The sequence below is a fragment of the Micromonospora craterilacus genome (assembly GCF_003236315.1).
Lineage (GTDB): Bacteria > Actinomycetota > Actinomycetes > Mycobacteriales > Micromonosporaceae > Micromonospora > Micromonospora craterilacus.
The window spans coordinates 1-18,830 of sequence record NZ_POTY01000073.1 but is presented as its reverse complement, the minus strand read 5'-3'; the positions used below and the strand labels follow the sequence as shown (position 1 = coordinate 18,830).

The following is an 18,830-nucleotide window of genomic DNA, read 5'->3' as shown; positions in this document are numbered from 1 at the left end:
TGCCGGACCGGCCCGTGACCACGCTCGATCCGGATCGAGTGGCCTCCCACCGCACGGGTAACTACCTACGGGTCGGCGAGGTGGTGTTCCTCCTCGGGACCGAGGGCAGGGCAACCGCCCGCTCCTAGCGTTGAGACAGGAGCGGTGCATCGCCGCAGAGGGGAAGTACACGATGAGCCGCAAACTCGTCCGGCCCCGCCAGGGGCGCATGTTCGCCGGGGTCTGCGCGGGCCTGGCCCAGCGCTTCGGCACCTCGGCCGGGCTCATCCGGCTGTTGTTCCTGCTGTCGCTGCTGCTGCCCGGCTCCCAGTTGATCATCTACCTGGCGCTCTGGATCATCATGCCCAACGAGGACCGCTACCTCATCCACGGCCGCTGACCTGATCGCCGGGTGGTGCCGACATCCGCACCACCCGGCTGACCGGCGTCGCGGGTCAGGGGGCGAGGTACGTGACGGTCACCCGCTCGAAGCCGAGCGAGCGGAGCAGCCCCTCCAACATCTTGCGGGTGTTCTCCTCGGCCCGGGCGATCAGCCCGCTCTCCCTGGCGGCGGCGGTGATCCGATCCTCGGCCAGCCGGTAGACCTGCTGCTGCCGGTTCGGGTCGCCGCCGATCAGTTCGCCGACCCGGTTGAGCAGGCCGCGCTCCTCGGCGAACACGTAGCTTTTGTCCAGGTCGAGGTTGGTCTCGGCGAGCTGCGGCGCGGGCAGCTTGATCTCGACCGACTTGCCGTCGGCCGACTGCACAATCGCCCCCTCGGCGAGGGCGCCGAAGTCGACGTACGCCTCCACGCTGCCCGCCCCGACGAAGAGGGTCCGCTGGTTGAGCAGCCAGTCCGGCACGTTGCGCCGGTCGTTCTGCAGGTCGACCACGACCTGGAAGTTGCCCTCGGCGGCCACGTAGCGGCTGAGGTCCTGCATCGACTCGAGCAGCGCGGGCTGGCTGCGGTCGGTCTGCTCCTTGGTGAAGGGGTTACGGAACTCGGGCAGGATCCCGGTGGTCTGCACGCCGAGCAGCACCACCACCGCCAGTGCCGCGGCGCCGAGCACCCAGAGCAGGGCGCGCACCGCACCGCCGCCCTGCTGCGGCGGCACATCCGGCCGGTCCGTGAGCAGGTCGCCGTCAGAAAACTCGCTGGTGGGCTTCTTGATGTCGCCGTCGCGTGCCATCGCCCTCACCGTCCTCGTCAGACGCATTGTCTGTTGATGACGTTAAGCCCAACGTGCGACACCTGCTCGCCGAGCCAGACTCAGGTGAAGGCGGAGACGCCGGTGAGCTTCTGCCCGACCACCAGCTGGTGGATCTCCGAGGTGCCCTCGTACGTCAGCACGCTCTCCAGGTTGTTGGCGTGCCGCATCACCGGGTAGTCCCCGGAGACCCCGTTGGCGCCGAGGATGGTCCGGCACTGCCGGGCGATGGCCAGCGCCTCGCGTACGTTGTTGAGCTTGCCCACGCTGACCTGCTCGGGGCGCAGCTTCCCAGCGTCGGCGAGCCGGCCGAGCTGGAGCGCCAGCAGGTAGCCCTTGTTCCACTCGACCGCCATGTCGGCGAGCTTGGCCTGGGTGAGCTGGAAGCCGGCCAGCGGCCGGCCGAACTGGGTGCGGGTGGTCGCGTACGACAGGGTGGTCTCCAGGCAGTCGCGGGCCGCGCCGAGGGCGCCCCAGACGATGCCGTGCCGGGCCTCGGTCAGGCAGCTCAGCGGCGCCTTGAGCCCGATCGCGCCGGGCAGTTGCGCGTCCGCCGGCAGCCGGACGTCGTCGAGCGAGATCTCCCCGGTCACCGAGGCGCGCAGCGACATCTTGCGGCCGATCTCGCGCGCCGTCACGCCGCGCGTGTCCATCGGTACGGCGAAGCCCCGCACGCCCTCGTCGGTGCGCGCCCAGATCACCGCCACGTCGGCGATCGGCGCGTTGGTGATCCACATCTTGGCGCCGGTGAGCACCCAGTCGTCGCCGTCCCGGCGGGCCCGGGTGGTCATCGACGCCGGGTCGGAGCCGTGGTCCGGCTCGGTCAGCCCGAAACAGCCGATCGCCTCACCGGCCGCCATCGCCGGCAGCCAACGCTGCTTCTGCTCTTCGCTGCCGTAGCGCCAGATGGCGTACATGGCCAGCGAGCCCTGCACCGAGACCAGCGACCGGACGCCGGAGTCGCCGGCCTCCAGCTCCAGGCAGGCCAGCCCGTACGCGACGGCCGTCGAGCCGGCACAGCCGTACCCGGTCAGGTGCATGCCGAGCAGGCCGAGCTTGCCGAACTCGCGGGCCAGTTCGCGGGCCGGCACCTGGCCCGCCTCGTACCAGCCGGCGACGTGCGGGCGTACCCGGTCGTCGATCAGCTGGCGCACGACGGCGCGGATCTGCCGCTCCTCCTCGGTCAGCGACGAATCCAGGTCGAGCAGGTCCACGGCGCTCACGGCGACCACCTTAACGAACATTCAGCCGGCGACGGGAGTTACTCGACCGCCTCGGCGAGCACGAGCACCCGGGCGTGGATCTGGTTGCGCTGTTGCAGCGCGGCGCGCAGCGCGCGGTGCAGGCCGTCCTCCAGGTAGAGGCCGCCGTTCCACTGCACCACGTGCGGGAAGAGGTCGCCGTAGAAGGTGGAGTCCTCGGCCAGGAGCTTGTCCAGCGCCAGCTCGCGCTTGGTGGTGATGAGCTGGTCCAGGCGCAACGGCCGGGGCGGGATCTCCGCCCACTGCTTCAGTGTCAGATTGTGTTCCGGGTAGGGACGTCCGTCCCGGACCGCTCTGAAGATCACGACGGCACGCTCCCCTCCCCCTGGCCGGGCCGAGCCACGACGCCGAGCCGGGTCGCGGCGTGGTGCCGCGACCCGCGGCGCCGATGACCGTGCCAGCGTAGCCGCACCACGCACCCCACGTTCTGCTCCCTGATGCCAGTTTCGCTACTGGTCGTCCGGTTCTCAACGGGACAAACCCCACCGGTTCGGGTCAGCTCCACCGTCCCCGTCGAACGACCTCCTCCACCGGGCGACGCCCCCGGCGCAGTGATGGTGACCGGTGGTCCGGGGCACGGTAACCGATGGTGAGCGCTCCGATCGGGTGGTACGCCTCGGGCACGCCGAACGCCTCCCGGTAGGCATCCAACCGGTGCGGCGGGATGCCGAAGAAGCACGAGCCGAGCCCCTCGTCGACGGCGGTAAGCAGCATCAGCAGGGCGGCGAAGCCGGTGTCGACGTACCAGTACGGCACCGGCCAGCGCTCCGTCGACCGGTCCGCCCAGCCCTTGTCCGGTTCGGCGTAGCGCTCCAGGTAGACCGAGCGGTTGGCGTGCGGCACCACGATCAGCGGGGCCCGCCGCATCCCGGTCAGCCAGCGTTCCATCCCGCCGCCCTCCGGGGTGCTGGCCGCCCAGAAGCGTTCCCGGTCGGCCGGCTCCTCCAGCACCAGGAACCCCCAGCCCTGGGAGAACCCGGCCGACGGGGCGCGCACCGCGTGATCCAGCAACCGGTCCACCACCTCCGGCGGGACCGGACGGTCCGGGTCGTAGTTCCGCACCATCCGACGGTGCCGGACGACCTCCGCGAACTCCACGCTGCTCTCCTTACTCGCCCGGCAGACCCGGGAACCCGTCCGCTCAGACCCCGGGCCGGACGCCCCAGACGCCGCGCCAGGTGTCGCCGGGCGCCAGGGTGATCAGATCGCGGCCGGAGCGGAACGCGTCCGGCGGGCAGGTCATCGGCTCCACCGCCACCGACCGGCGGAACCGCTCGCCGGCCAGCGTGTCACCGGTGTAGACCTGCCACCAGCCGAACTGGTCGTCGGCCCAGATCCGCAGCCCGGCCGAGGTGTCCGGGCCGGTGAGGGTCACCGTGGAGCCGCCGTCGGCCTCGCGCGCCACCTGGCCGAAGGCGAGATCCAGCACCGCCTCGCCGATCCGGCGCGGCTCGGTGTAGTCGTACTCGGTGCCGGCGACCCGGGTCGCGCCCACCGGCAGCAGCCGCGCGTCCAGCAACAGCCGGGTCTGCCCGGGCACCCGCAGCGCGATGTCCTCCACCGGCACCCCGGGCAGCCGCAGGTACGGGTGTACGGAGAAGCCGAACGGCGCCGGCTCGGCACCGGTGTTCGTCACCTCGTGCTCGGCGCGCAGCCCGTCCGGCCCCACGCTCCACCGGGTACGCAGCCGCAGCGGCCACGGGTACCCGATCTGCGGCGGCAGGTCGAAGCCGACCGTGACCTCGTCCGGACGCTGCTCGATCAGCTGCCACGAGGACCAGTTGACCAGACCGTGGATGGCGTTGTGCCGCTCCGGCTCGGTGAGGGTGAGCTGCAACGACCGCCCGGCGTAGGTGTACGCGCCGTCCCTGATCCGGTTCGGCCAGGGGGCGAGCACCTGCCCGGCCGAGCCGGGGCACAGCTCGTCGGTGGCGTACCCGTCCAGGTGATCGACACCGTCCTGCCGGTAGGTGCGGACCCCGCCGCCCACCTCGACGATGACCGCCTCGTGTCCGGCGGCGGAAATGGTCCACTGTGCCCCTGACAGGGGACGCGGCTCGCGGCTGTCCATGTCGCCAGACCCTAGCCCTCAGCTCCGCGGTTCGCTCGACGCGGTCTGTAGCCGGTAGCGCATCAGCGCCGGGAACGCCACCGCGAGCAGCGCCGCGAGCGCCGCCGCCGCCAGACCGCCGCCGACCCAGGCCACCCCGCTGCCGAAGCCGGCCGCCATGGCACCGGCCCGCAGGTCGCCCAGGCGCGGCCCGCCGGCCACCACCACGAGGTTGACCCCTTGGAGCCGCCCGCGCATCCGGTCCGGCGCGTACACCAGCAGCATCGACTGTCGCACCACCGAGCTGATCAGGTCGGCCATCCCGGCCAGCACCAGCAGCCCGATGACCAGCCAGAACTGCCGGGCGAGCCCGGCCACCGCCACCGCGACGCCCCATCCGACGACGGACACCACCAGCACCAGACCCTGCCGGCGGACCCGGCCGATCCAGCCGGACACCAGCCCGGCGAGCAGCGAGCCGATGGCGATGGAGCTGTACAGCCAGCCCACCGCCGCGCCGCCGCCGAACCGCTCCGCCGCCACCTCCGGGAACAGCGCCCGGGGGTAGGCGAACACCATCGCGATCAGGTCGATGGCGAAGGACAGCAGCAGCACCGGGCTGCCGGCCAGGTAGCGGAAACCGTCGACGATGCTGCGCAGGCCGGCCTGCCGGGGCCCGCCGTCCGGGTCCGGCTCGGGCGGCATGGCCGGCAGCCGCAGCGCCGCCCAGACCAGGGCGACGAGCAGCGTGGCGTCCAGCCCGTACGCGATCGGCAGCGCGATCCCGAGGTCCCAGAGCGCCAGGATCAGACCGGCGGCCAGCGGCCCGAGGACCGAGGTGGCCATCGCGGTGGTGAAGTTCAGCGTGGTGGCCGCGGGCACCAGGTCGTTCGGGACCAGCCGGGCGACGAGCGCGTTGCGGGCCGGGCCGGCGATCGCGAACGAGATCGAACTCAACGCCACCAGCGCGAGCAGCAGCACTGGGCTGCCGACGCCCAGCAGGGCCTGCACCAGCAGACCCACCACGGAGACCCAGAGCAGCGCCGAGCCGCCCAGCAGCACCAGGCGCCGGTCCAGGACGTCGGCCACCGCGCCGCCCCACAACCCGAAGAGCAGCAGCGGTACGAAGGCGGCGACGCCGAGCAGCCCGACCCAGAACGAGTCCTGGGTCAGCGCGTACATCTCCACCGGTACGGCGACCGCGGTGAACTGGAACCCGAACATCGCGATCGCGTTGCCGAGCCACAGTCGCCGGTACGCCGGCTCCCGCAACGGACGCAGGTCGATCGCCCAGCGGCGCTGCTCGCGCGGCCGGCTGGTTTCGGTCGCGGTCACGGGGCCAGCCGCTCCACGACCCAGCCACCCTCGGCACGGCGGAACCGCAGCCGGTCGTGCAACCGGCTGGCCCGGCCCTGCCAGAACTCGACCGACTCGGGCCGTACCCGCAGCCCGCCCCAGTGCGGCGGGGCGGGGATCGGCGCCTCGTCGGCGAACCGCTGCACCGCCGCCCGGTACGCGTCCTCCAGCGCGGCCCGGTCCGGCAGCACCGACGACTGGGTGCTCGCCCACGCCCCCAGCTGGGAGCCGCGCGGCCGGCTGGCGAAGTACGCCTCGGTCTCCGCCCGCCCGACCCGCTCCACCCGGCCGGCGACGAGCACCTGCCGCTGCATCGGGAACCAGGGGAACACCAGGCTGGCGTACGGGTTGGCGACCGCCTCGACGCCCTTGCGGGAGTGGTAGTTGGTGAAGAAGACGAAGCCCTCCGGGTCGTACCCCTTGAGCAGCACGGTCCGGGCGCTCGGCCGCCCGGCGGCGTCGGCGGTGCCCACCACCATGGCGTTCGGCTCGGCCAGCCCGGCGGCCACCGCCTCGGCGAACCAGCGATCGAACTGGGTATGCCAGTCACCCGCGAGGTCGGCCTCGGTCAGGCCGGATTCAGCGGCGTACTCGTGCCGCATCCCCGCTGGTGGCGGTGTGTCCCCCGTCACGTTCCCTCCCCTGTCCGTCGGGCCGATCCGCGCCCGACCAGCCTGTACAACCCAGTCTGGCCGAACGGCTGGCGGCCGGCGCGGCCGGGGATGTCGTGTGCAGCACATCGACAGTGGGTCGCGCACCCGGTTACCAGCAGGCAAGATGTCACGAACACATCCCTGAGGGTCGCCTAAGGCGCTCACCCGGCCGGGGCCGGGACACCGAGCCCGGGTGGGCGCACCGACCACACGCCAGGAGTAGTGAGATGGCCGATTTCAAACCCGGACTTGAGGGCGTCGTAGCCTTCGAAACCGAGATCGCCGAGCCCGACCGCGAGGGCGGTGCGCTGCGCTATCGCGGGGTCGACATCGAGGACCTGATCGGCCAGGTCTCCTTCGGCAATGTCTGGGCCCTGTTGGTCGACGGCCGGTTCGGCCCCGGCCTGCCGCCGGCCGAGCCGTTCCCGGTGCCCGTGCACTCCGGCGACATCCGGGTCGACGTCCAGTCCGCCGTCGCCATGCTCGCCCCGTACTGGGGGTTGCACCAGCTGCTGGACATCTCCGACGAGCAGGCCCGCGAGGACCTCGCCCGGGTGTCGGTCACCGCGCTGTCCTTCGTCGCCCAGTCCGCCCGGGGCCTCGGCCTGCCGGCGGTGCCGCAGAAGGAGATCGACAAAGCCTCGACGGTGGTCGAGCGCTTCATGAAGCGGTGGCGCGGCGAGCCCGACCCGCGGCACGTCAAGGCCGTCGACGCGTACTTCATCTCGGCCGCCGAGCACGGCCTGAACGCCTCCACCTTCACCGCCCGGATCGTCGCCTCCACCGGCGCGGACGCCGCCGCCTGCATCTCCTCCGGCATCGGCGCGCTCTCCGGCCCGCTGCACGGCGGTGCGCCGTCGCGGGTGCTGAGCATGCTGGAGTCGGTCGAGCGCAGCGGTGACGCGGAGAGCTACGTCAAGGGCGTGCTCGACCGGGGCGAGCGGCTGATGGGCTTCGGCCACCGGGTGTACCGGGCCGAGGACCCGCGTGCCCGGGTGCTCCGCCGCACCGCCAAGGAGCTGGGCGCGCCCCGCTTCGAGGTCGCCGAGGCGCTGGAGAAGGCCGCCCTCGCCGAGTTGCAGGCCCGCCGGCCGGACCGGGTGCTCGCCACCAACGTCGAGTTCTGGTCCGCCGTGGTGCTCGACTTCGCCGAGGTGCCGGCGCACATGTTCACCTCCATGTTCACCTGCGCCCGGATGGGCGGTTGGAGCGCGCACATCCTGGAGCAGAAGAAGCTCCAGCGGCTGGTCCGTCCCTCGGCCCGCTACGTCGGCCCGAGCCCGCGCAAGCCGCACGAGGTAGAGGGCTGGGACGCCGTCCCGCACGGCGTCTGAGGTGTAAGGAAGGGGCCCTTCTTACCGTTTCCGGTAGAGGAAGGGCCCCTTCTTAACGCCCAGCCCCGGCGCGGCAGGCGGGGCGGTGTGTGCGACGCCACCGGCTGTGGCGGACGCCTCACGGTTGGGGCTGGAACCAGCGCCCGGACCGGCCGCGACGGGTGCGAGGATGAAGGCCGGCAGCGCTGCCGGAAGGGCCTGGACCGGTTCCGCCGTGCGCCCGCACGCGCCCGCCGTCGGTCCGCGCCCATCTGCTCACCCGCGCCCGACCCATGCGGAAGGATCTTGAAAACCGTGGCTGACGCACCGACCATCCGGATTCCCGATGAGATCAAGCCCGCCGACGGCCGATTCGGCTGCGGGCCGTCCAAGGTCCGTCCGGCCGCGGTATCCGCGCTCGCCGAAGTGGCGACCAGCTACCTGGGCACCTCCCACCGGCAGAAGACCGTCCGCGACCAGGTGGCCCGGCTGCGCGCCGGCATCGCCGAGTTCTTCGCCATCCCCGAGGGCTACGAGGTGATCATCGGCAACGGTGGCACCACCGCCTTCTGGGAGGTCGCCACGTTCGGCCTGGTCCGCGACCGGGCCCAGTTCGCCAGCTTCGGCGAGTTCGGCGCCAAGTTCGCCAAGTCCGTCAAGGACGCGCCGTTCCTGGGCGAGCCGACGATCCGCAAGTCGGACGCGGGCAGCGCGCCGACCCTGGCCGCCGAGGCCGGTGTGGACGTCTACGCCACCCCGCACAACGAGACCTCGACCGGCGTGGCGGTGCCGATCAGCCGGGTGGCCGGTGCCGACCCGGGCTCGCTGCTGCTGGTCGACGCCACCTCCGGTGCCGGCGGGCTGGAGGTCAACGTCGGCGAGACCGACGTGTACTACTTCGCCCCGCAGAAGTGCTTCGGCTCCGACGGCGGGCTCTGGCTGGCCCTGATGTCGCCGGCCGCGCTGGAGCGGGCCGCCGAGATCAAGGCGTCCGGTCGGTACATCCCGGCCTTCCTCGACCTGGTCACCGCGATCGACAACTCGCGGCTGGAGCAGACGTACAACACCCCGGCGCTGGCCACCATCTTCCTGGCCGCCGAGCAGACCGACTGGATGAACTCCCAGGGCGGGCTGGCCTGGGCGGCCAAGCGCACCGCCGAGAGCGCCGGGATCGTGTACGGCTGGGCCGAGCGCTCGTCCGTCGCCACCCCGTTCGTCACCGACCCGGCGCTGCGCTCCAACGTGGTCGCCACCATCGACTTCGCCGACGGGGTGGACGCCACCGCGATCGCCAAGGCGCTGCGCGCCAACGGCATCGTGGACACCGAGCCGTACCGCAAGCTGGGCCGCAACCAGCTGCGCGTCGCGCTGTTCCCGGCCGTCGAGCCCGCCGACGTGGAGGCGCTGACCGCCTCCATCGACTACGTCGTCGAGCGGCTCTGAACGGTCCTGCCGTAGCGCCACGGGCCCGGTCGACCCAGCGGGGTCGCCGGGCCCTCGGCGTACTGCGATCAACGCCACTGTCGGGCTGCCACGACTGACCCGCCGCACAGCGCGTACCGGCGGCGAATTAGGCTGCTCAGCTCGACTTGCCCGGGCGTGGCGTCTCCCACCTGGCCCCGGATGGGCGTACCGTGGTGCCCAACGCCTCGAGTGGCCGGCTCGTGGCGTACGGCCAGCGAAGCGGGACGGAGGCAACGCGATGCGCCCAGTACGCTTCGTCGCCCTCTCCGAGGACGGCCAGGCCCTGGTGCTCGCCGACGAGGTCGGGCGGCTGCTCGCCCTGCCCATCGACGAGCGTATCGCCGGAGCGATGCACGCCGAGCCGGGTGCGCCCGCGCTCGCGGTGGCACCGACCACTGCCGACCCGGTGCCGTCACTGTCCCCTCGGGACATCCAGGCCCGAATCCGCTCCGGCGAGTCCGCCGAGGACGTCGCCCGGATCGCCGGGGTCCCGGTCGACCGGGTGCTCCGCTACGCCGGGCCGGTGCTCCAGGAGCGGGCGATGCTCGCCCAGCATGCCCGGCGCACCCGACTCAAGGGCGCCGAGAAGCCGACGCCCCTCGCCGAGGTGGTCAACGGCCGGCTCGCGCAGCACGGGATCGACACCGAGAAGATCTCCTGGGACGCGTGGCGCCGCGACGACGGCACCTGGCGGATCGTCGCCACCTGGCCGTCCGGCAAGGCCACCGCGCAGGCGGTCTGGGATCTGGACAAGACCCGCCAGTCGGTGGCCCCGCACGACGACATGGCGCAGTATCTCTGCGCCGAGCGCCCGACACCGATCCTCGGCCAGGAGCCGGCACCGGAGCGGGGCGGCCACGCGCTGCCCGGCCCGTCGCGCGGCGAGCCGAGCCGCGGTGGGCACGGCCTGCCCGCCCCCGCCGAGCCGGGCCGGTCGGGTCGTGACCCGATCCGGGCCGGCCGCGACGCCCTGCTCGCCTCGCTCGACCGCCCGCTCGGCTCGACCTCGGGCCGCAGCCTTGAGCCCCGCTCGCCGGCCGCGCTGGCCGGTGGGCAGGACGCACCCCGGCAGCGGCCGGTCAGCGGTGGTGCGGCGGCGCTGCTCGGCGGAGGCCAGGGCTCGGCGTTCGACGACGATTCGGACGCGCCGAAGGAGGTGCCGGCCGTGCCGTCGCTGGCGGTGCTGCGGCCCCGCCGCACGACCACGCCGGCCGGTGCCGCCACCGAGTCGACCGACGCCAGCGGCAAGCCGCGCAAGCGCCTGCCCAGCTGGGACGACGTCCTGTTCGGCAGCGGCCCGGCCGCCCGCGAGTCCTCCTGATCCGCCCGCTACCCGCTGGCGCGGGGTCGGCGGTGTTCAGAGCGGCCAGGCGGCGAGCCGGTGGTACCTCGGCCGGGCATCGGGTCGGCTCTGCATCAGCACGAGTTCGTGGGCCGGCCAGGGCGGGCCGAGATAGTCGTCGAGTGCGGTCCGGTCGGCTTCGACGTCGGCGGGTGGAATCCGGTCGCCCGGGCGGGCGATGGTCAGATGGGGTCGAAACGGCTTGTCGTCGCAGGGCACCCCGACTGCGGCCAGTCCGGCACGGATGGCGCCGGCCAGTGTCGTCAGGCGAGGTACGTCACCGCGTACGTCGACCCAGAGCACGGTGGAACGGCCCCGGCCGAACCGGCCACCCCCGCCCAGCCGCAGCACGGGCGGCCCGCCGGGCGTGCCCTCGGCAGCGTTGCCACGCTCGTCGTCGGTGGCGAGCCGGAGGGCGTGCCGCACCTCAGCCACCCGCCCGGGATCGACGTCACCGAGAAAGGCGAGGGTCAGGTGGGCCCACGCCAGGTCGGCCAGCCGGACGTTGGTCCCCGTGGCGCTGGCGGCGCCGATCCGGAGCCCGGCCATCCGGGCGGTCAGGTGCTCGATCGCGTCGGCCGGCGGGTGGATCGCGGTGAAGAGTCGCACCCAACTAAGGATGACGCTCGCGTTGTCCGGGACGGGTCGCCGGCAGCCGCAGACCGGCGGCGTCCAACACGCCCTCGACCCGCACCCGTTCGATCTCCCGGTCGACCCCGGTCAGCTCGGAAAGGTGCTCGGTGATGCCCAGCGCCCGGCAGGCCAGCCGGAGCCGCTCGTCGTACGCGTCGAGCACGCTGCTGTGCCACACCACCGCCGGGCCCATGCCGCCGACCCGTTCCCGGCGCAGGCACCGCAGGTCGGCGGCGAGCTGCTCCAGGGGGCGCCGGTCGGCCCGGTCGAGGGCACCGAGATCGACCCGACTGGCGAGTTCGTCGGCGTCGACCGCCTGGTCCAGCCGGGCGATCAGGCGCCGTTCCCGCCGGCGTTCCCGCCACTCGGCGTATCCGCAGGTCAGCCGGTCGAGGACCTCGTCAGCACAGACCACAAGCGCGATCAGCACCGGCAGGAAGACCACGGCGGCCAGCGCCACGGCGAGCAGCAGCAAGCGTATGACCTCCACTCACCGAAGCTATGCCGCTGCGGAGCGTCACGTAACCAATTTTCCCGCATCCGGTCCGGGTCCGACGTGCGGTACGGCGGGGCGGGGCCCACGGGCCCACCCCGCCGCCCGGTGTCCGCTCACACCTCGGTGACGTAGAAGCGGGGCATCGGCAGGATCCGGAACCGCAACCGGGCACCAGCCCGGCGCAGCTGCCAAGTCAGCGCGAGCAGGGCGGTGGCCAGCGAGAGCAGGCCGCCGGCCCAGATGCTGGTGCCGGCACCGTAGGTCTCCGCGACCCAGCCGATCAGCGGCGCACCGACCGGGTTGGTACCCAGGAACACCAGCACCCACAGCGCCATCACCCGCCCCCGGAACGCGGCATCGGTGCCGAGCTGAACTCGCTGGTTGGCCGCCTGGGCGAAGTAGACCATGAAGAAGCCGGTGGGCAGCAGCAGGACCACGACCATCCAGTACGCGGGGACGAACCCGACAAGCGTCCCGAAAGCGGAACAGGCGATCGCGGCACCGAGCACGAGCCAGACCGAGGGGCGGCTGCGCCGCCCGGTCCCGGCCAGCGCACCGACCAGCGCGCCGACCGCGAGGGTCGTGCTGAACAGGCCGAACGAGGCCGCGCCGGTGTTGAACACGGTCTTGGCCAGCGCCGCCAGGGTGAGCTGGAAGTTGAACAGCGACATCCCGATCACCGACATCACGACCATCGGCAGCAGCAGGTCGGGGCGGCGGCCGACGTAGCGCAGCCCGTCCAGCACGGTCGCGGCGGCCCGCTCGTCGCGCGGCGGCAACGGCTCCCGGTGCAGCTCGGCCGGACGCATCTGGATCACCGTGACCAGGGGCCCGATCGAGCTGAGCGCGGTGACCAGGAAGACCGGCCCGACGTCGAAGGCGGCGATGGCGAGCCCGGCGACGGCCGGGCCGACGATCCGGGCCGAGTTGAACACGGCCGCGTTGAGCGAGAGCGCGTTGGGCAGCAGCCGGATGCCGACCAGTTCGGAGACGAACGCCTGACGCACCGGGGTCTCCACCGCGTTGGCCACGCCGAGCAGGGCGGCGAAGACGAAGACGTGCCAGAGCTGGACCAGGCCGGTGAGCACGAGCACGCTCATGGCCAGCGACAGCACGGTCCAGAACGCGTTGGCGACGAAGAGGAGCATCCGCTTGTCGTACCGGTCGGCGAGCCGGCCGGAGATCAGCGTGAGCAGCAGGACGGGGGTGAACTGTAGGGCGACGACCACACCGAGCGCGGTGGCCGAATCGTTGGAAAGCTCGAGGACCAGCCAGTCCTGGGCGATGAACATCATCCAGACGCCGATCAGCTTGACCAGTTGCCCAGATGCGAAGAGCCGGTAGTTGCGAACCTGTAGGGACTGGAACATCGTGCTCAGCCTCGACTGCACTCTTGGTGCGCCTCCTCGCGGTCGTACGCGTCATCAACGACGGACGGCGCGGCGCGGAGCACACCAGGTGTGCGGCGGCGTCAGGCGCGGGAGAGTCGCTGGAGAATCTCCGCGGCGTGGTGCAGGGTCTCCCGATCGGTATCGCTCAGCTCGGCCAGCCGGCGGGCCAGCCACTCGTCCCGGACCCGCTCGAACTGGTCGAGCACGGCCCGGCCTCCCTCGGTCGTCGCGAGGATGACCTGCCGGCCGTCGGTCGGGTGAGGGGTGCGCTGCACCAGGCCGCGCTCCTCCAGCTTCGCGACGATCTTGGTCATCGTCGGTGGCTGTACCCGTTCGACGTCGGCGAGTTCCCGCGGCGTGAGCGCGCCCGCCAGCCGGAGGCTGGTGAGCGCGGACAGTTGGGTGACCGTCAGGTCACCGACCGGCCGGGCCTGGCGGACCCGCCGGTTGAGCCGGGTGATCGCATCACGCAGCTGAATCGCCAGCTGCGCCGGTGGCATGCTCTGAGCCGTCACCGTCCGCTCCGTCACGATAGTTAGCCTAACTAATTAGCTGACCGAGCCGCAGCTGATATGACCATGCTCACCCGGAAACTTCCCTGCTCCGGGCCGCCGTCAGTACAGCAATGACTCGATCGGACCGCGCAGGAAGTACACCACGAACAGCGCGGCCACTGCGTACAGCAGCGGGTGGATCTCGCGGGACTTGCCCTTGGCGAGCTTCATCACCACGTACACGATCAGGCCCGCGCCGATGCCGTTGGAGATGGAGAAGGTGAACGGCATGAGCACGATGGTGAGGAATGCCGGGATGGCGATCTCGTAGTCGGACCAGTCGATGGTCCGGACCGCGCTCATCATCAGGAAACCGACCACCACCAGCGCGATCGACGCCGCCTCGAACGGCACGATCACCACCAGCGGCGCCAGGAACATGGCCAGCAGGAACAGCACCCCGGTGACCAGGTTCGCCACCCCGGTACGGGCGCCCTCCGCGACACCGGCGGCACTCTCGATGTACGCCGTGTTGCTGGAGACGCTGGCCGCACCACCGCTGGCCGCGGCGATCGAGTCGACCAGCAGGATCTCCTTGGCCCGGGGCGGGGTGCCCCGCTCATCGAGCATGCCGCCCTCCTGGCCGACGGCCACCATGGTGCCCATCGTGTCGAAGAAGTCGGTGATGAGCAGCGTGAAGATGAACATCAGCACGACCAGCCAGCCGGCCCGCTCCCACGAACCCAGCACGTTGAACCTGCCGAGCAGCGACAGGTCCGGCATCCGGAACGGGTCGCTCGGCACGGTCGGGACATTCAGCGACCAACCCTTCGGGTTCGGCACCCCGTTGACCAGGGACGGGCCGACGTTGCCGAGCTGCTCCACCACCAACGCCAGCACCGTCGTGGCGAGGATGCCGATCAGGATCGCGCCCTTGACCCGGCGTACCACCAGCACCAGGGTCAGCAGCAGCCCCAGCACGAAGACCAGCGTCGGCCAGCTGGACAGCTTGCCGCCAATGCCCAGGCCGACCGGGACGGTGGTGTTCGCCACGTCCGGGAGCCGCCGGACGAAGCCGGCGTCGACCAGACCGATGATGGTCAGGAACAGGCCGATACCGACCCCGATCGCCGTCTTCATCTGGGTCGGCACCGAGCGGAACACCGCCGTACGCAGACCGGTCAGCACCAGCACCGCGATGATCACACCCTCGATCACCACCAGGCCCATCGCGTCCGCCCAGGTCATCTCCGGTGCGATCTCGTACGCCACCAGAGCGTTCACGCCGAGACCGGCGGCGACCGCCAGCGGAAACCGGCCGACCACGCCCATCAGGATGGTCATCAGGCCGGCGACCAGGGCGGTGGCCGCGGCGATGGCGGGGATCGGCAGGGTGTTGCCCGTACCGTCGACGGCCCGGCCGAGGATGAGCGGGTTGAGCACCACGATGTAGGCCATCGTGAAGAACGTGGCCAGGCCACCGCGCAGCTCCCGGCTCATCGTCGAGCCACGGGCGGTGACCTCGAAGTACCGGTCGAAGCCGTTCCGCGGCCGGCCGGAATCGGGGGGTGTGCCGTTGTCGGGCGGCGCTACTGCCATCAGGACCTCACAGCGGATCATCAGCTCGGCGCGCACGTCGTCGCAGATGACCGGCCGGCAGAAAGCGGCTCGCGTACCCTGGCCGGGTGCCGAAGCAGCAGCAACCGCGACCCGAGCCGCTCGACCCGCCGATGGTGCCGTTCGCGCTCGCCGGGATGGCGGCCTGGGCGGTCACCGGGCTGGTGCTGCTGCTCTTCCGCGATCGGCTCGCTGCCAGCGGCCACGAGAACTGGCTGTGGATCTGCCTGGCCGGTTTCCTGTGGGGCTTCCCCGGTCTGGCGGTGATGATGCGGCACGACGCCAACCGGCGTCGCCGTCGGGCCGCCGGCTGAGCGCCGCCACCTGGGCGGTCACCCGGTCGGGACGGCACCCGCCGCAGGTCGGCCGCCGCCCGCGATCAGGAGTGGCCGTACGGCTCCGCCGGCTCGCTCGCCTCGATCGAACCGGGCGCCCGGCTGACCGACACCGGCTCCACCGCGCTGTCGTCGTAGACGGTCGGCATCTCGTCCACCGCCGTCTCGGCCTCGACCAGCGTCTCCGAGTGGGCGCCGCAGCCGTGGTCGGCGCTGACCACCCGGCCGTCGTCCGGGGCGTAGAAGTTGCCGCAGACACCGAAGCACAGCCGCATCGTGCCCGCGAGCGGCAGGTAGAAACCGCAGGTGCCGCAGCGGGCGGCGGCGGGCGCGGCGGTCGAGATGGGCGCCGACGGTCCGTGGTCGCCGTCGTACCAGCGCTGGGCCGCCTCGGCGCGGCCCTCCCGCGACATCACCCGGGGCCGGCCGAGCCCCAGCTCCCAGGCGGTCTCCTCGACCGCCGGGTCGTCGGAGAGAAGGTAGCCGGGCTGGAGCCGCTCGTCGTCGGGCGGCGTCGGCAGCAGGTCACCGGGGCCCAGGTCGCCCGGCTGGAGCCGCTCCTGCCAGGGCAGCCAGCCCGGCGCCAGCAGCGCGTCCGGGCCGGGCAGCAGCACGGTCTCGCAGATCGTCACGTTGCGGCTGCGCGGCACCCGGGTGACGGTGACCCCCCACCGCCAGCCGCAGTAGCCGGTCAGCCGGCACTCGAAGTAGTGGGTGACGAGACGGTCGCCCTCGGCGACGGCCTGGAGGTGGTCGCCGATGTCGGCGGGATCCACCTCGGTGATGCCGGCACGCGCCACCTCGACGGCGGCGGCACAGACCTGGTCGAGACGAGCGGCGCGGGCGGAGGCGGGCCTGGTCACCCGACCATTGTTCCCCATGGGCGGGGTCGGCTGTGAGGCACTCCCCAGAGGTGTTCTGGGACGGTGGCGCGGCATCCGGCGAGCCGATGGGTGAGGATGGGTCCCATGCCGCTGTTCTCCCGCTCCGAGCGGTCCCTCCTCGGGCGGACCGTCGGCACCGGCATCCGCGCCACCCGGCTGCTGTTGCGCGGCTCGCTCAGCGGTGGCCGCTGGGTGACCCGCAGCGCCGCTCGCGCCCGGGCCCGCGGCGCCGGCGGGGAGACCGGCATGGTCCGCCTCTTCGACCTGCACGCGGTCTCCTGCGCCGGCGACACGCTGATCGCCATCGGCCTGGCCGGGACGATCTTCTTCAACGTGCCGCTCGGCGAGGCGCGGAGCAAGGTGGCGCTCTACCTGCTGGTGACCATGGTGCCGTTCGCCATGCTCGCCCCGGTGGTCGGGCCGCTGCTCGACCACTTCCGGCACGGCCGGCGGTACGCCCTGGCCACGACCATGCTGGGCCGAGCGTTCCTGGCCTGGCTGATCTCCGACTACATCCACGGCTTCGGCCTGTATCCGGCGGCGTTCGGCGTGCTGGCGCTCTCCCGGGCGTACGGCGTGGCCCGGTCCGCGGCCGTGCCCCGGCTGCTGCCCGAAGGGCTCGGACTGTCCCAGGTCGGTGCGCGGGCCAGCGTCTACGGCACGGTGGCCGGGGCCCTGGTCGCCCCGATCGGGCTGGCCGCGTTCTGGTTCGGGCCGCAGTGGCCGCTACGGGTCGCCTCGGTCATCTTCCTGATCGGCATGGTGGTCGCCCTCCGGCTGCCACCCAAGGCCGACTCCGAGCCGCCGGAGCGGGTGCCGCGACCACTGCGGGCGCTGCGGCGCGGCACGGGCGAGCGACCCCTCGGCCGGGGACGGCCCGCCGGGCGGCTGGTGATCTCGACCCTGATCGGCGCGGCCACGCTGCGGGCGGTCTACGGCTTCCTGCTGCTCTTCCTGGCGTTCACCATCAAGGCGGGCGACCTGACCACGGTGGTGTTCGGCCGCGACCTGGGTGACGAGGGCGCGCTGGGCCTGGTCGGCGGGGCACTGGCCGTCGGCACCTTCCTGGCCACCGCGACCGGCACCCGGTTGCGCATCCACCGGCCGGCGGCGCTCCAGTCCAGCGGCATGATCATCGTGGCCGGGGTGGCCGTGCTCACCGCGCTGAAGTTCTCCCTGCCGATGGTCGCCCTGCTCTGCGTGGTCGCGGCCATGATGAGCGGCATCGCCAAGCTCGCCGTGGACGCCTCGATCCAGGAACGCATCCCGGAACGGCTGCGGGCCAGTTCCTTCGCCCACTCCGAGACGGCGCTGATGCTCGCCTTCGTGACCGGCGGCGGGCTGGGGCTGGTCCCCTTCGACGGCCGGATCGGCATCGGCGTCGCCGCCGGGGTCGGGGTACTGGCCGCCGCGCGGGGGCTGGTGATGGCCCGGCGGTTGCGGGCCGAGCGGCTGCGTGGACGGCCACTGACCGACGACGAGCTGACGGCGGAGGAGCGGGCGGCCGACGAACAGGCCGCCAAGGAGCGGGCCGCCCGTGACCGGGAGACCGCCGGCACCGCCGACACCGCCCCCACCTCACCGGCGCCCTTCCATGGCGGACCGGATGCCGAGGAGCCCGGCCTCGCGCCGCCGGGTTTCCACATCTACCGTCCGTCGTCGGCGGTCCCCGGTCCGGGCGGCAGCGACGACGAGACTCGGCGCAGCTCTCCGGGCCCGATCCCGTGACCGGCCTGCTCGTGGTCACCGCGGTCCCCGCGGAGGCGGAGGCGATCCAGGCCGGTCTCGCCGACCCCACGGTGGCGGTGGTGCCGGTCGGCGTGGGCCCGGCCGTCGCCGGTGCGGCGACCGCCCGGCTGCTGGCGCTCGCCGAGGCGGCCGGCCGACCGTACCGCGGGGTGGTCAGCGCGGGCGTGGCCGGCGGCTTCCCGGGCCTGGTGCAGGTCGGCGGCACCGTGCTCGGCACCTGTGCCGTCGCCGCCGACCTGGGTGCGGAGTCACCCGAGGGCTTCATCCCCGTCGACGAACTCGGCATGCCGCCCGAGCTGCTTGGCGGCGGCACCGCCGTCGACGCCGACCCGGGCCTGCTGGCCGCCCTGCGCGCCGCGCTGCCGGCCGCCACCGTGGGCCCGGTGCTCACGGTCAGCACGGTGACCGGCACCGCCACCAGCACCGAGGCGCTGCGTCAGCGCCACCCGGACGCGGTGGCCGAGGCCATGGAGGGTTACGGCGTGGCCGTCGCCGCCAGCCACGCCGGCGTGCCCTTCGCCGAACTGCGGACCATCTCCAACCCGGTCGGCCCGCGCGACCGCGACGCCTGGCGCATGCGCGAAGCCCTCACCGCCCTCACCAC

Annotated in this window: 20 protein-coding genes; 7 read left to right on the top strand and 13 right to left on the bottom strand. The window is 72.6% G+C overall.

Annotated elements, in window-relative coordinates; genetic code table 11:
• Window positions 1-172: 172 nt before the first annotated feature.
• Complete coding sequence (locus C1I95_RS13895; protein WP_111214240.1) at window positions 173-379, top strand: PspC domain-containing protein; 207 nt, start codon at window positions 173-175, stop codon at window positions 377-379.
• Window positions 380-434: 55 nt separating this feature from the next.
• On the opposite strand, the gene C1I95_RS13890 is transcribed toward C1I95_RS13895, so the two are convergent.
• The 7 genes from C1I95_RS13890 to pdxH all read right to left on the bottom strand — a co-directional run bounded on the left by C1I95_RS13890 (window position 435) and on the right by pdxH (window position 6,457).
• Window positions 435-1,169, bottom strand: coding sequence for a DUF4230 domain-containing protein (locus tag C1I95_RS13890; RefSeq protein ID WP_111214239.1), 735 nt, complete (start codon window positions 1,167-1,169; stop codon window positions 435-437).
• An 80-nt stretch (window positions 1,170-1,249) separates the two neighbouring features.
• On the bottom strand, window positions 1,250-2,410 hold the full coding sequence (locus C1I95_RS13885) for an acyl-CoA dehydrogenase family protein (RefSeq protein WP_111214248.1): 1,161 nt from the start codon (window positions 2,408-2,410) through the stop codon (window positions 1,250-1,252).
• A 38-nt stretch (window positions 2,411-2,448) separates the two neighbouring features.
• Window positions 2,449-2,754 (bottom strand): type II toxin-antitoxin system VapB family antitoxin, encoded by a 306-nt coding sequence (locus C1I95_RS13880; RefSeq protein WP_111214238.1) that lies wholly within the window; start codon window positions 2,752-2,754, stop codon window positions 2,449-2,451.
• A gap of 190 nt (window positions 2,755-2,944) precedes the next feature.
• Window positions 2,945-3,547 carry a nitroreductase family protein gene (locus C1I95_RS13875; RefSeq protein ID WP_111214237.1) on the bottom strand — a complete coding sequence of 201 codons (603 nt, stop codon included), beginning with the start codon at window positions 3,545-3,547 and terminating at the stop codon, window positions 2,945-2,947.
• Window positions 3,548-3,590: 43 nt separating this feature from the next.
• Window positions 3,591-4,520, bottom strand: a complete 930-nt coding sequence (locus C1I95_RS13870; RefSeq protein WP_111214236.1) for an aldose 1-epimerase family protein — start codon at window positions 4,518-4,520, stop codon at window positions 3,591-3,593.
• A gap of 18 nt (window positions 4,521-4,538) precedes the next feature.
• Entirely contained in the window at window positions 4,539-5,834 is a 1,296-nt protein-coding gene (locus C1I95_RS13865; protein ID WP_111214235.1) for an MFS transporter, read from the bottom strand.
• On the bottom strand, window positions 5,831-6,457 hold the full coding sequence (pdxH, locus tag C1I95_RS13860) for a pyridoxamine 5'-phosphate oxidase (protein WP_199523739.1): 627 nt from the start codon (window positions 6,455-6,457) through the stop codon (window positions 5,831-5,833). Before pdxH ends, C1I95_RS13865 begins: the two co-directional genes overlap by 4 nt.
• Window positions 6,458-6,735: 278 nt before the next feature.
• Between pdxH and C1I95_RS13855 the strand changes: the two genes are divergently transcribed.
• The 3 genes from C1I95_RS13855 (at window position 6,736) to sepH (ending at window position 10,606) form a co-directional block, all read left to right on the top strand.
• A complete protein-coding gene (locus C1I95_RS13855) occupies window positions 6,736-7,842 on the top strand; it encodes a citrate synthase 2 (RefSeq protein ID WP_111214233.1) in 1,107 nt (368 codons plus the stop codon).
• 294 nt (window positions 7,843-8,136) lie between these two features.
• Window positions 8,137-9,264, top strand: coding sequence for a phosphoserine transaminase (gene serC / locus C1I95_RS13850; protein WP_111214232.1), 1,128 nt, complete (start codon window positions 8,137-8,139; stop codon window positions 9,262-9,264).
• Between the two features lie 259 nt (window positions 9,265-9,523).
• On the top strand, window positions 9,524-10,606 hold the full coding sequence (gene sepH, locus C1I95_RS13845) for a septation protein SepH (RefSeq protein WP_111214231.1): 1,083 nt from the start codon (window positions 9,524-9,526) through the stop codon (window positions 10,604-10,606).
• 36 nt (window positions 10,607-10,642) lie between these two features.
• On the opposite strand, the gene thpR is transcribed toward sepH, so the two are convergent.
• The 5 genes from thpR to C1I95_RS13820 all read right to left on the bottom strand — a co-directional run bounded on the left by thpR (window position 10,643) and on the right by C1I95_RS13820 (window position 15,240).
• Window positions 10,643-11,236 (bottom strand): RNA 2',3'-cyclic phosphodiesterase, encoded by a 594-nt coding sequence (thpR, locus tag C1I95_RS13840; RefSeq protein ID WP_111214230.1) that lies wholly within the window; start codon window positions 11,234-11,236, stop codon window positions 10,643-10,645.
• Between the two features lie 4 nt (window positions 11,237-11,240).
• Entirely contained in the window at window positions 11,241-11,750 is a 510-nt protein-coding gene (locus C1I95_RS13835; protein WP_111214229.1) for a hypothetical protein, read from the bottom strand.
• 119 nt (window positions 11,751-11,869) lie between these two features.
• Entirely contained in the window at window positions 11,870-13,147 is a 1,278-nt protein-coding gene (locus C1I95_RS13830; RefSeq protein ID WP_111214228.1) for an MFS transporter, read from the bottom strand.
• A gap of 80 nt (window positions 13,148-13,227) precedes the next feature.
• The gene (locus tag C1I95_RS13825; RefSeq protein ID WP_111214227.1) at window positions 13,228-13,677 is read right to left on the bottom strand and encodes a MarR family winged helix-turn-helix transcriptional regulator; all 450 of its coding nucleotides are present in this window, start codon (window positions 13,675-13,677) and stop codon (window positions 13,228-13,230) included.
• A gap of 84 nt (window positions 13,678-13,761) precedes the next feature.
• Complete coding sequence (locus C1I95_RS13820) at window positions 13,762-15,240, bottom strand: NCS2 family permease (RefSeq protein ID WP_111214247.1); 1,479 nt, start codon at window positions 15,238-15,240, stop codon at window positions 13,762-13,764.
• Window positions 15,241-15,326: 86 nt separating this feature from the next.
• Between C1I95_RS13820 and C1I95_RS13815 the strand changes: the two genes are divergently transcribed.
• The gene (locus C1I95_RS13815) at window positions 15,327-15,572 is read left to right on the top strand and encodes a DUF2530 domain-containing protein (RefSeq protein ID WP_111214226.1); all 246 of its coding nucleotides are present in this window, start codon (window positions 15,327-15,329) and stop codon (window positions 15,570-15,572) included.
• Window positions 15,573-15,637: 65 nt separating this feature from the next.
• Here C1I95_RS13815 and C1I95_RS13810 read toward each other — a convergent pair whose 3' ends face one another.
• Complete coding sequence (locus C1I95_RS13810; RefSeq protein ID WP_111214225.1) at window positions 15,638-16,474, bottom strand: DUF3027 domain-containing protein; 837 nt, start codon at window positions 16,472-16,474, stop codon at window positions 15,638-15,640.
• A gap of 87 nt (window positions 16,475-16,561) precedes the next feature.
• On the opposite strand from C1I95_RS13810, the gene C1I95_RS13805 reads away from it, so the two are divergent.
• Together C1I95_RS13805 and C1I95_RS13800 are read left to right on the top strand one after the other, a co-directional pair.
• Window positions 16,562-18,205, top strand: a complete 1,644-nt coding sequence (locus tag C1I95_RS13805; RefSeq protein WP_111214224.1) for an MFS transporter — start codon at window positions 16,562-16,564, stop codon at window positions 18,203-18,205.
• On the top strand, window positions 18,202-18,830 hold a 629-nt coding region (locus tag C1I95_RS13800; protein ID WP_111214223.1), incomplete at its 3' end, for a futalosine hydrolase. The genes C1I95_RS13805 and C1I95_RS13800, both read left to right, overlap by 4 nt.

Excerpts from the sequence above, each read along its gene's own strand:
- C1I95_RS13895 (WP_111214240.1), top strand. The coding sequence starts at position 173 with ATGAGCCGCAAACTCGTCCGGCCCCGCCAGGGGCGCATGTTCGCCGGG.
- C1I95_RS13890 (WP_111214239.1), bottom strand. The coding sequence starts at position 1,169 with ATGGCACGCGACGGCGACATCAAGAAGCCCACCAGCGAGTTTTCTGAC.
- C1I95_RS13870 (WP_111214236.1), bottom strand. The coding sequence starts at position 4,520 with ATGGACAGCCGCGAGCCGCGTCCCCTGTCAGGGGCACAGTGGACCATT.
- pdxH (WP_199523739.1), bottom strand. The coding sequence starts at position 6,457 with ATGCGGCACGAGTACGCCGCTGAATCCGGCCTGACCGAGGCCGACCTC.
- C1I95_RS13855 (WP_111214233.1), top strand. The coding sequence starts at position 6,736 with ATGGCCGATTTCAAACCCGGACTTGAGGGCGTCGTAGCCTTCGAAACC.
- sepH (WP_111214231.1), top strand. The coding sequence starts at position 9,524 with ATGCGCCCAGTACGCTTCGTCGCCCTCTCCGAGGACGGCCAGGCCCTG.
- C1I95_RS13820 (WP_111214247.1), bottom strand. The coding sequence starts at position 15,240 with ATGGCAGTAGCGCCGCCCGACAACGGCACACCCCCCGATTCCGGCCGG.
- C1I95_RS13810 (WP_111214225.1), bottom strand. The coding sequence starts at position 16,474 with ATGGGGAACAATGGTCGGGTGACCAGGCCCGCCTCCGCCCGCGCCGCT.
- C1I95_RS13805 (WP_111214224.1), top strand. The coding sequence starts at position 16,562 with ATGCCGCTGTTCTCCCGCTCCGAGCGGTCCCTCCTCGGGCGGACCGTC.